General features: G+C 72.1%; 12 protein-coding genes. 5 read left to right on the plus strand and 7 right to left on the minus strand.

Annotated elements, in window-relative coordinates; all coding sequences use genetic code 11:
* Positions 1-22: 22 nt before the first annotated feature.
* Positions 23-1,141, minus strand: coding sequence for a carbohydrate kinase family protein (locus B4E97_RS09125; RefSeq protein WP_414632791.1), 1,119 nt, complete (start codon positions 1,139-1,141; stop codon positions 23-25).
* Between the two features lie 155 nt (positions 1,142-1,296).
* Here B4E97_RS09125 and B4E97_RS09130 point away from each other — a divergent pair, with 155 nt between their 5' ends.
* Both B4E97_RS09130 and B4E97_RS09135 read left to right on the plus strand, forming a co-directional pair.
* On the plus strand, positions 1,297-2,061 hold the full coding sequence (locus B4E97_RS09130) for a DeoR/GlpR family DNA-binding transcription regulator (RefSeq protein ID WP_286959618.1): 765 nt from the start codon (positions 1,297-1,299) through the stop codon (positions 2,059-2,061).
* The gene (locus tag B4E97_RS09135) at positions 2,058-3,395 is read left to right on the plus strand and encodes a 6-phospho-beta-glucosidase (protein WP_286959619.1); all 1,338 of its coding nucleotides are present in this window, start codon (positions 2,058-2,060) and stop codon (positions 3,393-3,395) included. The genes B4E97_RS09130 and B4E97_RS09135 overlap by 4 nt, the downstream gene beginning before the upstream one ends.
* 116 nt (positions 3,396-3,511) lie before the next feature.
* Here the strand turns inward: B4E97_RS09135 and B4E97_RS09140 are convergent, their stop codons facing one another.
* Entirely contained in the window at positions 3,512-4,498 is a 987-nt protein-coding gene (locus B4E97_RS09140; RefSeq protein ID WP_286959620.1) for a LacI family DNA-binding transcriptional regulator, read from the minus strand.
* Positions 4,499-4,620: 122 nt separating this feature from the next.
* Between B4E97_RS09140 and B4E97_RS09145 the strand changes: the two genes are divergently transcribed.
* Together B4E97_RS09145 and B4E97_RS09150 are read left to right on the plus strand one after the other, a co-directional pair.
* Entirely contained in the window at positions 4,621-5,841 is a 1,221-nt protein-coding gene (locus B4E97_RS09145) for a Gfo/Idh/MocA family protein (RefSeq protein WP_286959622.1), read from the plus strand.
* Positions 5,842-5,843: 2 nt separating this feature from the next.
* Positions 5,844-6,836, plus strand: coding sequence for a sugar phosphate isomerase/epimerase family protein (locus tag B4E97_RS09150; RefSeq protein WP_286959623.1), 993 nt, complete (start codon positions 5,844-5,846; stop codon positions 6,834-6,836).
* Between the two features lie 302 nt (positions 6,837-7,138).
* Here the strand turns inward: B4E97_RS09150 and B4E97_RS09155 are convergent, their stop codons facing one another.
* From B4E97_RS09155 to B4E97_RS09175, 5 genes are all read right to left on the minus strand, one after another.
* Positions 7,139-8,320, minus strand: a complete 1,182-nt coding sequence (locus B4E97_RS09155) for an RNA polymerase sigma factor (protein ID WP_286959624.1) — start codon at positions 8,318-8,320, stop codon at positions 7,139-7,141.
* A gap of 22 nt (positions 8,321-8,342) precedes the next feature.
* Positions 8,343-8,756: a YciI family protein gene (locus B4E97_RS09160; RefSeq protein WP_286959625.1), complete on the minus strand. Its 414-nt coding sequence runs from the start codon at positions 8,754-8,756 to the stop codon at positions 8,343-8,345.
* A 240-nt stretch (positions 8,757-8,996) separates the two neighbouring features.
* Positions 8,997-9,731 (minus strand): sulfite exporter TauE/SafE family protein, encoded by a 735-nt coding sequence (locus B4E97_RS09165; RefSeq protein ID WP_239264346.1) that lies wholly within the window; start codon positions 9,729-9,731, stop codon positions 8,997-8,999.
* A gap of 17 nt (positions 9,732-9,748) precedes the next feature.
* Positions 9,749-11,710: a 3D-(3,5/4)-trihydroxycyclohexane-1,2-dione acylhydrolase (decyclizing) gene (gene iolD, locus B4E97_RS09170; protein WP_286959627.1), complete on the minus strand. Its 1,962-nt coding sequence runs from the start codon at positions 11,708-11,710 to the stop codon at positions 9,749-9,751.
* 25 nt (positions 11,711-11,735) lie between these two features.
* Positions 11,736-12,803: a transaldolase family protein gene (locus B4E97_RS09175; RefSeq protein ID WP_019286878.1), complete on the minus strand. Its 1,068-nt coding sequence runs from the start codon at positions 12,801-12,803 to the stop codon at positions 11,736-11,738.
* A gap of 169 nt (positions 12,804-12,972) precedes the next feature.
* Here B4E97_RS09175 and B4E97_RS09180 point away from each other — a divergent pair, with 169 nt between their 5' ends.
* Positions 12,973-13,713: a GntR family transcriptional regulator gene (locus tag B4E97_RS09180; RefSeq protein WP_029212042.1), complete on the plus strand. Its 741-nt coding sequence runs from the start codon at positions 12,973-12,975 to the stop codon at positions 13,711-13,713.
* Positions 13,714-13,774 lie beyond the last annotated feature (61 nt).

Raw genomic sequence — 13,774 nt, forward strand, 5'->3', positions numbered from 1 at the left:
GACTCCTTCGAGAGGGCCGCGGTCACACGTCGGACCGTCGGGCAATGGTGGCAGCCGCCCGACGGACCGCGCTCGGCGGGACGTCGGGGACCAGGTCGTCCAGGAACGAGTATCGACGCAGCACGGCCTTGTGCAGCGCCGTGGGCGACGGGGACTGGCGCTGGGCGTGCCACCAGTCCGCGATGTCGCCCCACCCGGGGGCGGCGAGGGAGCCGCCGAACTGCTGGACCGCGAGCGCGGAGCACAGGGCGGCGAAGGCGAGGCGGTCGTCGAGACGCCAGCCGGCGAGGGTGCCGAGGGACAGGGCCGCGCAGAAGACGTCCCCGGCGCCCGTCGGGTCGATGGACTCGACCCGCAGGGCGGGGACCGTGGCCTCCTCCCCGGTGGAGCCGTCGATGGCGAGCGCGCCGTGGGCGCCGTTGGTGACGACGGCCAGCGGCACCCGGTCGGCCAGGGCGTAGAGCGCGTCGTAGGGGGTGTCCGTGCGGGTGTAGGCCATCGCCTCGACGACGTTGGGCGTGAACGCGTGGCAGCGGTCGAGGGGGTCCAGGACCCTGGGGTCCCAGGCGCCGGTGCCGTCGAAGCCGACGTCGGCGAAGAGCAGCGACCCCTGCTCGCGGGCCTTGTCGATCCACAGCAGCTCGTCCGAGTCGTCGGCCGAGGGCAGGTCGAAGAGCACGGACCGGCTGCGGGGCGGGGTGCCGATGAGGTCGTTGGCCGACATGGGGGCGTCGTGGCCGTGGGTGATCATCCGCCGGTCGCCCTCGTGCGAGACCGAGACCGTCACCGGGGTGTGCCAGTGCTCGAACCGGCGGGACCGGCTGAGGTCGACCCCCTCCTGGTCCTGCAGCGTGCTCCACAGGAAGTCGCCGTAGGCGTCGTCGCCGAAGGCCGCCGACAGGCCCGTCCGCAGGCCGAGGCGGGCGCTCGCCACCGCCAGGTTGGCCGACCCGCCGGGGCACGAGCCCATCCCGTCGGCCCAGATCTCCTCGCCCCCGGCGGGGATGCGGCTGAGCCCGCTGAAGATGATGTCGAGGAAGACCATCCCGTGCAGCATGACGTCGATCACGGGCCCGCCAGGGTGGCGGACGTCCGCGAGCGGGTCGAAGGACGTGCCGGTGGGACCGGTCTGGCCAGTCACGTGTCTGCCTCGCTGTCTGCCTCGCGTCGCTGAGAGGACCAATCGGACGATGGGTCACATGATCGTCCGGGGTGGGCAGGGAATGCAAGCAAAAACGCGCACTCGTTGCACGATCGTGCTCGCGGTTGCGTGGTTGTGAGCGCTAGTCTGGGCGGGTGAAGCAGCTGCGCCAGGCCGCCCTGATGCGCCACCTGCGCGCCCACGGCCTGACCACCGTCGACGACCTCGCGTCGCGGGCGGGCGCGAGCCACGCCACGGTCCGTCGCGACCTGGCCGAGCTCGAGCGTGCGGGGCGGCTCGTCCGCGTCCACGGCGGGGCCCAGCTGCCCCCCGACGACCTGGCTCGCGACGAGCCCGTGCCCTTCGACCGGGTGGCGACCCATGAGCTCCGGCCCAAGCACGCCATCGCCCGGCGCGCGGCGCGGCTGGTCTCCGACGGCGACGTCGTGCTCCTCGACATCGGGACGACCACGATGCTGCTGGCCCGCGAGCTGCGCGGCCGCCGCATCACCGTCATCACCAGCTCGCTCGCCGTCCTCGACGAGCTGCGGCACGACCGCACCGTCGAGCTCGTGCTCCTGGGCGGCACCGTGCGGCGGACCTATCACTCGCTGGTCGGCGTCCTGACCGAGGACGCGCTGCGCCAGGTCCGGGCCACCACGGCCTTCCTCGGCACGAGCGGCATCACGGCCGACGGCGACGTCCTCGACACCACCCTCGTCGAGGTCCCGGTCAAGCGGGCCATGATGCGCTGCGCCGACCGCGTCGTGCTGCTCGCCGACCACGGCAAGCTGCCCGGCCACGGCACCCTGCGCGTGTGCGGGGCGGACGGCATACACACCCTGGTGACGGACGACAAGGCCGACCCGCAGGTGCTCGCCACCCTCGCGGAGCTCGGCACGGAGGTGATCACGGCATGAGACTGACCATCCTGGGCGGTGGGGGATTTCGCGTCCCCCTGGTCTATGGCGCGCTGCTCGGCGACCGGCACGAGCGCCGCGTCGACGAGCTGGTGCTGCACGACGTCGACGCCGGCCGGCTCGGGGTGATCGAGCGGGTGCTGCGGCAGATGGCGGCAGGTCGTCCCGACGCGCCGACGGTCACCGCGACCACCTCGCTGGACGAGGCGCTGGAGGGCACGGACTTCGTGTTCTCCGCGATCCGCGTCGGCGGGCTCGAGGGACGCACCTGCGACGAACGGGTGGCGCTGGACCTCGGCGTGCTCGGGCAGGAGACCACCGGGCCGGGCGGGCTCGCCTACGGGCTGCGCACGCTCCCGGTGGCGTTCGACATCGCCTCCCGGGTGGCGCGGCTGGCACCGGACGCGTGGTTCATCAACTTCACCAACCCCGCCGGCATGATCACGCAGGCCATGCAGACCGTCCTCGGCGACCGGGTGATGGGCATCTGCGACTCGCCGCTCGGGCTGGGGCGGCGTGCTGCCCACGCGCTCGGGCTGCCCGGCGACGCAACGCGATTCGGCTACTCCGGGCTGAATCACTGTGGCTGGCTTCAGACCCTGGTGCACGACGGGCGAGATGTGCTGCCCTCGTTGCTCGCCCAGCCCGAGCTGCTGCTGTCGACCGAGGAGGGGCGACTCTTCGGCCCCGAGTGGCTGCAGGCGATCGGCGCCATCCCCAACGAGTACCTCTACTACTACTACTTCACCCGCGAGGCGGTCGCCGGGATCCGTGGGTCGGCCGAGACGCGCGGCGAGTACCTCCTGCGCTCGCAGGCGGACTTCTATCGCGCCGTGGGGGACTCGCCGGAGCAGGCGCACGAGCTGTGGGTGCGGACGCGCCGCGAGCGGGACGAGACCTACATGGCCGAGGCGCGCGAGGAGGGCGAGGAGCGTGACGCCACCGACGTGGCGGGCGGGGGCTACGAGGGCGTGGCGCTGGCGCTGATGGCCGCGATCGCCCGCAACGAGCGCGCGTCCATGCTGCTCAACGTGCGCAACGGCACCGCCCTGCCCGGGCTGCCGGCCGACGCGGTCGTCGAGGTGCCCTGCATCGTGGACTCGTCCGGGCCGCAGCCGCTCTCGGCCGTGCCCCTCACGGGGCACCCGCTGGGGCTCGTGCAGCAGGTCAAGGCGGTGGAGTCGCTGACGATCCGGGCGGCGCAGGAGGGGTCGGAGTCGTTGGCGCTGCAGGCCTTTGCGCTGCACCCGCTGGTCGACTCGGTCGTGACGGCGCGCCTGCTGCTCACGGGCTATCGCGAGCGGATCCCGGCGCTGGACGCCGTCTTCCGCTGACCTCCCCGACAGCCCCACGATCGTGAGTGTTCGGTCCAACAATCGTGGACAAAACACTCACGTTGTCGGGGGCATTGGGGCTCTGGGCTGCAGCGGCTTTGGGGCTCTGGGGCTGATCAGGTCGTGGACCGTATGACGAGCCGCGGGGGCACGACGACCGACGCCTCACCGGCCGACCGCCCCTCGGCGCGGGACAGCGCCAGCCGCAGCGCCTCCTCGGCCAGGCGTGCCGGCTCCTGCGACACCGTCGTGACGTCGATGCTCGACAGCGCCCCCAGCCGCGTGTCGTCGTAGCCCGCCACCGCCAGCCCCTCCGGCACCGCCACCCCGGCCGACCGCAGCGTCAGCAGCAGCCCGGTCGCGATCATGTCGTTGTGGGCGAGCACCGCCGACGGGGGTGCGTGGCGTGCCAGCAGCGTGGTCGCCGCTCGCACGCCGGCGTCTTCGCTGGGCTCCCCTGGCAGCAGGTCGATCTCGCGCTCGAGCCCGTGCGCGCGCATCGCCCGGCAATAGCCCTCGCGCCGCGTCGCGCCCATCGCGGCATCCCCGCCGTCGACGAAGCTGATCGAGCGGTGACCCCGCTCGAGCAGGTGACCCACGAGCAGCGCCATACCGGCGTCGTCGTCCGCCCGCACCGTGTCGACCCCGGGCGCCGTGAGGTCGGAGCCGACCAGGACGGTCGGCTGCCGGGACCCGAGGTCGGCCAGGGTGGCCGCGTCGACGTCGGGGCTGACCAGGATCACCGCGTCGCACCGCTCGTGGCGGAGGCTGTCGACCGCGGCGGCGACGTCACGACCGGGCGTCGTCGCGCTGAGGACGAGGTCGAGGCCCCGGCCGGCTGCGGCGTCATACAGGCTCTCGACCAGGGCCGCGTGAAAGGTCTGGTGCAACCCGAAGGTCACCCCGACCACCCGGCTGCGCCGCTCGCGCAGCCCACGGGCGCGCCGATCCGGCTGGTAGCCAAGGCGATCCGCCGCGGCCAGGACCAGGCTGCGGGTCGCGTCGGACACGCCCGGCTCCCCGCGCAGGGCCACGGAGACGGAGGAGACGGAGATCCCCGTCTCGCGGGCGACGTCGACGATGGTCACGCGTCCGGCTGCCACGAGCCCTCCTCATCATGTCCTGACAATCTGTTGACAGGCCTGTGGTGGGGGCCTAGCGTTGACTTTACCGGAACGTTCCGGTTCGGTGGATCGACCGGCCGCAGATGCAGAGAGGCATCACCATGACCGACCGCACGAAGCCCCTGTCCGTCGCCGTCATCGGCGCAGGGATGGCCGGGCGCAGCCACGCCAACGGCTGGCGCATGGCCACCACGATGTTCGACCTCGATGGGTTGCCGCCGGTGCGGCTCGCCGCGATCGCCGACGCCAACCTCCCGCTCGCCGAGGACTGCGCGCGGCGCTACGGCTACGACAAGGCCGTGGGCAGCTGGCAGGAGATCGTCGACGACCCCGACATCGACATCGTCTCGATCGTCGTCGGCAACGACCTGCACCGCCCGATCGCCGAGGCCCTGGTGCGCGCCGGCAAGCACGTGTTCTGCGAGAAGCCGCTGGCCGGCACGCTCGAGGACGGGGGCGCGATGGCCGAGCTCGAGCAGGGCGCCGCGCGCGAGGCGGGCGTCGTGACCGGCGTCGGCTTCACCTATCGCCGCAACCCCGCCATGGCCCGCGTCGCCCAGCACGTCGCGGACGGCGACCTGGGGCCGCTGTCACTGGTCGAGGGTCGCTACGACTGCGACTACGCGTGCGACCCGGGCGGTCCCCTGACCTGGCGCTTCACCGGTCCGCTGGGCAGCGGTGCCCTCGCGGACGTCGGCGCCCACCTGATCGACCTGGCCGAATTCGTCTGCGGGCCCATCGAGTCCGTCGCCGGCGGCACCCTGTCGACCCTCGTCACCGAGCGACCCAAGCCGCTCGGCTTCGTCGTCGGCCACGGCGCCGCGCCGGTCTCGGACGAGACGGGCGAGGTCACCAACGAGGACACCGCGACGTTCACGGCGCGCTTCGCGAACGGCGTGGCCGCGACGCTGGCCTGCTCGCGCGCGGCGTTCGGCATGCCCAACGGCCTGCGGCTCGAGGTCTACGGCCTGCAGGGGCGCGCGGCGGTCGACTGGCACCGCCCCGCCGAGTACACCTACGACGACGAGCAGCCCGACGCCACCACCCGCGGCGAGCGCCGCATCATCGCCGGCCCCCACCTGCCCTACTTCAACGGCGGCTACCCGATGCAGGCCGCCGGCAACGGGGGCGGCAACGCCGAGATGTTCGCCTACGAGTGCCGGGCCTTCCTCGACCAGGTGGCGGGCCTGGACCACGGCACGCCGCCCAACGCGTCGTTCACCGATGCCTACCGCACGATGCTCGTCGTCGACGCCGTCGTGCGGTCCCACCAGTCCGGCGGCGCCTCCGTCGCCGTCCCCGCCCCCGGAAGCGAGCTCTGACCATGAAGTTCGGCGCCTACACCGCCTGCCTGGCCGACCAGTCCCTCCCCGAGATGCTCGACACGCTGCGCGGTCTCGGGCTGACGTCGGTCGAGGTCAACTCCGGCGGCTTCATCCCCGCCCCGCACATCCACGTCGACGGGCTGCTCGCCTCGGCCTCGGCCCGCGAGGACTACCTGGGGGTGTATGCCGACAAGGGCATGGAGCTCACCGCCCTCAACTGCAACGGGAACCCGTTGTCCCCCAACGCGTCCGACGGCCCCAAGCACGCGTCGGACGTGCGCCGGTCGATCGAGCTGGCCGCGGCGCTGGGCGTCAAGCACGTCATCACGATGTCCGGCCTGCCCGGCGCGGAGCCCGGCGCGACGCTCCCCACCTGGGTCGTCAACGCCTGGCACGGCCAGGACCAGGCGATCCTCGCCCACCAGTGGCCGATCGCCGTGGCCTACTGGCGCGAGATCGACCGCTTCGCCCGCGACCACGACGTGCGCGTCGCCCTCGAGCTGCACCCGCGCAACCTGGTCTTCAACACCACGACCTACCAGCGGCTGCTGGACGAGACCGGCGCCACGAACGTCGGTGTGGAGATGGACACCTCGCACCTGATGTGGCAGCAGATGGACGTCCCCACGGTGGTCCGCACGCTCGGCGACCGCATCTTCTTCGCCGCCGCCAAGGACGTCGCGCTGTTCGACGGCGTCAAGACCAAGGGCGTGCTCGACGTCGACTTCGGCGTCGTCCCGCCCGAGGCGGAGGGCAAGGTGCCCGTCGGCTACCACCACTGGTGCGCCTCCTGGCCGCAGGACCCCGCGTGGCGGTTCGTGGCGGTCGGCGTCGGTCACGACGTGGACTACTGGGTCGAGGTGCTGCGCGCGCTCAAGGAGGTGGACGAGGACATGGTGATCAACATCGAGCACGAGGACGCCGCCATGTCGACGATGGACGGCCTGCGTATGGCGGCCTCCACCCTCCTCGAGGCCGCCGCCCGCGCCTGAGCTCGCCCCACCCGTCCCACCAGGATCGTGAGTGTTTTCTCCAACATTCTTGGACCAAACCCTCACGATCGTGGGGTGGGGTGCCCGCCGCCCGTGCGGCGCCGACGAGGGGACGCGCATGTCGCGCTGCACGGCGTGTCGCGCGAGTTCGTGACCCCTCGATGCGCTGGCGCGCGAGTGGGCGGTGGGCGGTTCGGCATACGACCCGCTCGCCCCGACCTGTCCCCACGCCCCGGACTCCGGCCCGAGGCCCAGGGCCGGCAAGCCCCACGAGCGTGAGTGTGTCCGCCCCGACGAACCTGTCACGAGTGCCGGACGATCCATCGTTCCATCATGGGTGATCGTGCCGACGCGCGCAGCCGCGCCGCCTCGCGGGTCAGGTGGTCGCGCTCGGCCGCGTTGATCGCCTCCCGCGCCGCCGTCACGTAGAGGTCCGCCGCGACCGCGTCGTTGCCGAGTCGCGCCTGCAGGTAGGCCCGGGCCGCCGTGTGCCGCGGCAGGGTCGCGTCCAGCTCGGCGAGCGCAGCCAGCCCCGCTGCCGGGCCGTCCGCCTCGCCCACCGCGACCGCCCGGTTGAGGCGAGCCACCGGCGACGAGGTGAGGGCCACGAGCTCGTCATACCACTGCACGACCTGCACCCAGTCGGTCTCGTCCGCGCTCCGCGCATCGGCGTGGAGGGCTGCGATCGCGGCCTGAGCCTGCATCTCCCCCAACTCATCTCGCGCGAGTGCGCCCTGCAGGAGCTCGACGCCCTCGGCGATCAGGGCGGTGTCCCAGAGCGCGCGGTCCTGCTCGGCGAGCGTGACCAGACCACCGGCCGCGGTCCACCGGGCGGGGCGGCGCGCGTGGTGCAGGAGCATGAGGGCGAGCAGGCCGATCGCCTCGGGATCGTCGGTGAGGGCCACGAGCTGCCGGGTAAGCCGGATGGCCTCCGCCGCGAGGTCCACCGACCCCGAGTAGCCCTCGTTGAACACCAGGTAGAGCACCCGCAGCACCGTCGCCAGGTCACGCGGCTCAGCACCGAGGTCGACGGTGGCGATGCGGGCCTTGGCGCGGCTGATCCGCTGCGCCATGGTCGCCTCGGGCACGAGATAGGCCTCGCTGATCTGCCGCATCGTGAGTCCCCCGACCGCGCGCAGCGTGAGGGCGACCGCGGACGCCGGGGTGAGCGAGGGGTGCGCGCACAACGCATAGAGCTGCAAGGTGTCGTCGACCGACGTGACCGAGCCCGGCGGAGGCTCCTCGTGGACGAGCTCCTCCCGGGCCTGGCGGGCCAGCTCGGACCGCACGGCGTCGACGTGCTTGCGCCACGCCACCGTCACGAGCCAGGCCCGCGGGTCGCGTGGCGGGTCCGCCGGCCAGACCTCCAGGGCCTTGACCAGCGCCTCCTGCACGGCGTCCTCGGCCGACGCGAAGTCTGCTCCGCGCCGGACGAGAACCCCGATGACCGCGGGGATCAGCTCCCGCAGGTGGGCGTCGTCCATGGGCCGACCCGTCTCGACCCGCTCACTCGGTGACGGTGGGCGCGGACTGCAGCAGCGGACGCACCTCGAGCCACTCGCGGTATGGCGTCCCACCCTCGCCCGGCGCCGCCGACAGCTCGCCCGCCAGCTCGATCGCGCGGTCCTGCGAGTCGACGTCGATGATCATCCACCCGGCGATCAGGTCCTTGGTCTCGGCGAACGGCCCGTCCGTCACCGGCGGCCTGCCCGCCCCGTCGTGGCGCACCCACAGCCCGTCCGGCGCGAGCGCCTGGCCGTCGACGAACTCGCCCGAGCCGCGCAGCCGGTCGGCGAAGTCGTTCATGTACTTCATGTGCGCGTCGACCTCCTCAGGCGTCCAGCGGTCCATCGGCACGTCGTGCTCCGCGTCGTCGGGCTTGGTGCTCCGGTAGTGCTTCAGCAGCAGGTACTTGGCCATGGCTCTCTCCTTGTCGCCGGTGCCGCCATTGTGGCCGCACTCACCCCAGGGACGGAGCCGCGCGAGCCTTCTCGACATCGGCTCGCCGATCCCGCCGTATGCCGTCCGCGCCCACCCCAGCGCCGGCCGCCCCACGCGCGCGGTGCGCCTGCGTGGACGAGAGGACGCGAATGACGCGGAGCCCGGCGTGTCGCGTGACTCTGCGACCCCTCGACGGCGGGCAGGGCGCGGCGACCGCCGTCAGAGCAGGGTGAGCTGCACCGCGCTGACCGCCACGAACGCGGTCACGATCCGCGCGAACCACACCTGGTCGATGCGCGCCACGACCCGGCCCCCGGCCCAGGCGCCCAGCAGCACCACGGGCGCGAGCAGCGGCAGCAGGACGAGGCCTCGCCCGGTCACCAGCCCCAGCCCCACCATGAACGGCAGCTTGACGAGGTTGACCGCGAGGAAGAACCACGCGGTGGTGCCCAGGAAGGTCCACTTCTCGTAGTTCTCGCGCAGGAGATAGAGATTCATGGCGGGTCCGCCGGCGTTGGCCACCATGGTCGTGAAGCCGGCGAGGGCGCCATACGCGCGACCGGCAGCACGAGAACCCTTGCCCGACACGGGTCGTCGCGTCGTCCACAGCTGAATTCCCAGCAGCACCAGCAGGATCACCCCGATCGTGCGCCGCAGGACCAGGTCGTCCACGAGCGCCAGGAAGGCGACGCCGAGCCCCACACCGAGCAGCACCGGCAGGACGAGACGAAGCAGCAGCGCCCGATCGACCGTGTGCCGGTAGGCCCGCGTGGCCACCAGGTCACCGACCAGCAGGAGCAGCAGGAGCGTCCCGGTCGACTCCTTGGCCGGCAGCGCGAGCGCGAACAGCCCGACCGCCACCATCGCGGCGCCGCCGATCGCCGTCTTGGAGAAGCCGACGACGAGGGCACCGGCCGCCAGCAGCGACCACGCGAGGAGGCTGAGCTCCGGCATACGACGTCCTGCTCCGGTCAGAGGTGGTGGCGCTGGGCCTTCTTTTCCTCGGCGTACTCGGCGTAGGCCTGCTGCGTGGACTCCAGCTCGGACACCTCCGAGACCGGCACGTCCCACCAGGCGTGCCCGGGCGGGTTGGGGCCGTAGAGGTTGGTCTCGATGTAGAGCACGACCGGCCCGTCCGCCGCGGCGGCCGTGGCGTAGCTGGCCCGGAACTCCTCGATCCCGTTGCAGCGCAGCACGTCCGCGCCCCAGGAGGCGGCGTTGGCGGCGAGGTCGAAGGGCACCTTCTCGCCGTCGAGACGCCCGGAGTCGCGGTTGCGCATGCGGTACTTCGTGCCGAAGCGCTGCGACCCGCGCGACTCCGAGAGCGCACCGATCGACGCGAAGCCGTGGTTCTGCAGGAGCACGACGATGACCTTGAGCCCCTCCGAGACGATGGTCGCGAGCTCCATCGGCATCATCTGGTAGGTCCCGTCGCCGACGATCGCCACCACCTGCCGGTCCTCGTGGCCGTCGCTGTCGAGCGCGAGCCGCACGCCCATGGCCGCCGGGATCTCGTAGCCCATGCAGGAGTAGGCGTACTCCAGGTGGTACTGCTCGGGGGTCTTCGCCCGCCACAGGGCCTGCAGGTCACCGGGCATCGAGCCGGCCGCGTTGATCACGACGTCGCGCTCGCCCATGAGCTCGTTGAGCGCGCCGAACACCTCGGTCTGCGCCGGTAGCGGCTGGTGGTCGCGGTGGTAGCACTCGTCGATGACCTGGTCCCACTCGGCCCACAGGTCGGCGGCGCGCTGCAGGTATGCCGGATCGGTGGTCCAGCCCTCGAGGGCTCCCTGGAGCGCGGTCAGCGTCTCGCGCGCGTCCGCCACCACCATCGTCGCGCTGTGCTTGGCGGCGTCGAAGGCCATGACGTTGACGTTGATGAATCGCACGTCGTCCGCGGCGAACACGGTGTGCGACGCCGTCGTGAAGTCGCTGTAGCGCGTCCCCACCCCGATCACCAGGTCGGCCTCGCGGGCGAGGGTGTTGGCGGCACTGTTTCCCGTGGAACCAACGCCGCCGACGGACAGCGGGTGGTCCCAGTTGATGGCGCCCTTGCCGGCCTGCGTGTCGGCGACGGGGATGCCGGTCGCGGTGGCGAACGCCCGCAGCACCTCGCTCGCCCCGCTGTAGATCGCGCCACCGCCGGCCACCAGCAGCGGGCGCTTCGACGCCTTGATGGCCTCGACCGCGCGCTGCAGGGCGGCGGGCTCGGGCACGGGACGCGCGACGTGCCACACGCGCTTGGCGAAGAGCTCGACCGGCCACTCGAAGGCCTCGGCCTGGACGTCCTGCGGCAGGCAGATCGTCACCGCGCCCGTCTCGGCGGGGTCGGTGAGCACGCGCATGGCGGCGAGCAGGCTCGGGATGAGCTGCTCGGGCCGGTTGATGCGATCCCAGAAGCGGCTGACCGGCTTGAACGCGTCGTTGACCGACACGTCCAGGCTGCGCGGGTCCTCGAGCTGCTGCAGCACCGGGTCCGGATAGCGGGTCGCGAACTGGTCGGACGGCAGCAGCAGCACGGGCAGCCGGTTGGTCGTGGCCAGGGCCGCGCCGGTGACCATGTTGGTCGCGCCGGGGCCGATGGAGGTCGTGACCGCGAGCGTCTGCAGCCGGTCCTTGGTCTTGGCGTATGCCGTGGCCGCGTGGACGGCACCCTGCTCGTTGCGGGCCAGGTAGTACGGCAGGTGCTGGGTCGCCTGCGCGGACTCGGAGCCCGCGCGCTCGCTCTCGGCGGTCGCGGCCACGTCGTCCTGCAGCAGCGCCTGGCCCACCCCCGCCACGTTGCCGTGGCCGAAGATGCCGAAGCAGCCGGCGATCAACCGCTGCTCCTGGCCGTCACGCTCGGACCACTGGTTGGCCAGGAAGCGCACCACCGCCTGGGCCACGGTCAGCCGCACGGTGGGTGCTCCGGCATACGGGTAGGTCGAGGTCATCGACGTCCTCCTCGGTCTGGTCGCGTCAGGGTGCCGGGACGAGGATGTCACGCACGACCTGGTCGAGCTCCTCGTCGGCGGCGAGGAACTGGCGCAGCGTCTTGCGGGTGGCGCCGAAGGTGTCGAACTCGTCGGGCGTCATGCCGTCGACGTCGTAGGCCCGGCGAAACTCCGGGATCTTGGCATAGAGCTCGTCGACGATCGCCTGGTCGACGGGGGCGCTCATGCGCTCGGGCAGCTCCTCGCCGCCGTCGACGATCTGCTTCTGCCACTTGAACGGTGGGGAGATCACGACGTCCCCACCGACGAACTCCGACAGCTGCTTGGTGTTGCGGAAGGCCGCGGACAGCAGGCGGGCTCGCAGGCCGCGCTCCTGGAAGATGCCGTAGGCCTTCTTGAACGCCGCGACGCCCGCCCACTCGAGGTGCTCGGGGTCGATGTCGATGCCGTCGGCCTCGACGCACTCCTTGAGCCAGTCGTCGAGGCGGCCGCACATGATCGTGACGACGGGGCCCATCCCCTCGATGCTCCTGCCCTCCGCCTCGCGGCGCTTCAGCCCGCGCTCGATGGCCTCCCCGGCGGCGACGGCCTGCGGCACCGTGAAGGACACCGTCACGTTGATGTTGACCCCGCGGTAGGTCGCCTCCTCGATCGCCTCGATGCCGCGACGCGTGGCGGGGATCTTGACGATGATGTTGTCGGCCAGCCCGTTGAAGTACTCCGCCTGGTCGGCGAGCTTGGCGGCGCTGCGGGCGAGGCGCGGGTCGGTCTGCATCGAGAGGCGGCCGTTGCGGCCGGCATACTTCGCGAACGCCGGCTCCAGGAGCCTCGCGGCGTCGATCGACAGCTCCTCGACGACCTTCCACCCGATCTCGGACTCGGTGGCCTCGGGCATCTCGGTGTCGAGCTCCTTGATGCGGGCGCTCCAGCGGGGCAGGTCCGCCTTGATGCAGGTGACGGCGATGACGGGGTTGCACGTGGCACCGACCGCGCCGTACTCGATCGACTGCTTGAGCTCGACGGGATCGGCGGAGTCGTTCCACAGCACGGTGGTCGGGTTGGCCTCCACCATCGAGTTCAGGTTGGTGCTCATCAGATGCCTCCAGTGCACGTCGGCGTGCGGGTGGGTCGCGGTCGGTCGCGGGTACTGCCATTCAAACCGCGTCGTGACCCCATGTCAACCTATTGTCCTTACATTTACACCATCGCGTCTGGGCGAGGATCGGACCCGGCGCCGCGGCGAGATCGGATACTGTGCACGGGTGCCCACGCCGCTGCCCGTCACGCTGGACCGGGCGGCCTCGACCCCGCTCTACGACCAGCTCGCGGCCCAGCTGCGCGCGGCGATCGACGACGGCGTCCTGCAGCCCGGCGACTCCTTCGAGAACGAGCTGTCCCTCGCCGCCCGCCTCCAGGTCTCTCGGCCGACCGTCCGCAAGGCCATCGCCCAGCTCGTCGCCGACGGCCTGCTCGTGCGCCACCGCGGCATCGGCACCCGCGTCGCCTCCCCGGTCGTGCACCAGCGCGACGACCTCACCCCCTTGTATGACGAGCTGGACCGCACGGGCCGCCGCCCCCAGACGCAGGTGGTCCGCCTCGTGCCCGCCCGCCGCAACAAGGTCGCCGCCACGGCGCTGGGGCTCGAGCCACGCGTGCCGCTCGTCTATCTCGAGCGGGTGCGCTGGTCCGACGGCCGCCCCCTCGTGGTGCTGCGGTCGTGGCTGCCGCCGCAGTTCGCGACGCTGACGGCGGCCGAGCTGAGCGAGCACGGGCTCTACGAGCTGCTGGGCCGCCGGGGCGTGGTCGCGGACGTGGCTCGCCAGCGCCTCGGGGCCCGCATGGCCACCCTCACCGAACGACGCCAGCTGCAGCTCACGCGCGCCGACGCCGTGCTGACGGTGCTGTGGCAGTCCTACGCCGCCGACGGCACCCCGATCGAGTACGGCGACCACGCGTACCGGGGCGACCAGTACGTCGTGGACAACACCCTGCGCAACCCCTGACGACGCAACCCCTGACGACGCGGGCACGCGGCGCCCGTCGATCATGCACGGGTCGATCGTG

This window comes from Arsenicicoccus sp. UBA7492 (assembly GCF_002479615.1).
GTDB classification, from domain to species: domain Bacteria; phylum Actinomycetota; class Actinomycetes; order Actinomycetales; family Dermatophilaceae; genus Arsenicicoccus; species Arsenicicoccus bolidensis.

What these genes read in the sequence shown, in the direction of transcription:
- B4E97_RS09135 (WP_286959619.1), top strand. Translation starts at nt 2,058, where the DNA reads ATGAGACTGACCATCCTGGGCGGTGGGGGATTTCGCGTCCCCCTGGTC.
- B4E97_RS09145 (WP_286959622.1), top strand. Translation starts at nt 4,621, where the DNA reads ATGACCGACCGCACGAAGCCCCTGTCCGTCGCCGTCATCGGCGCAGGG.
- B4E97_RS09150 (WP_286959623.1), top strand. Translation starts at nt 5,844, where the DNA reads ATGAAGTTCGGCGCCTACACCGCCTGCCTGGCCGACCAGTCCCTCCCC.
- B4E97_RS09155 (WP_286959624.1), bottom strand. Translation starts at nt 8,320, where the DNA reads ATGGACGACGCCCACCTGCGGGAGCTGATCCCCGCGGTCATCGGGGTT.
- B4E97_RS09160 (WP_286959625.1), bottom strand. Translation starts at nt 8,756, where the DNA reads ATGGCCAAGTACCTGCTGCTGAAGCACTACCGGAGCACCAAGCCCGAC.
- B4E97_RS09165 (WP_239264346.1), bottom strand. Translation starts at nt 9,731, where the DNA reads ATGCCGGAGCTCAGCCTCCTCGCGTGGTCGCTGCTGGCGGCCGGTGCC.
- iolD (WP_286959627.1), bottom strand. Translation starts at nt 11,710, where the DNA reads ATGACCTCGACCTACCCGTATGCCGGAGCACCCACCGTGCGGCTGACC.
- B4E97_RS09175 (WP_019286878.1), bottom strand. Translation starts at nt 12,803, where the DNA reads ATGAGCACCAACCTGAACTCGATGGTGGAGGCCAACCCGACCACCGTG.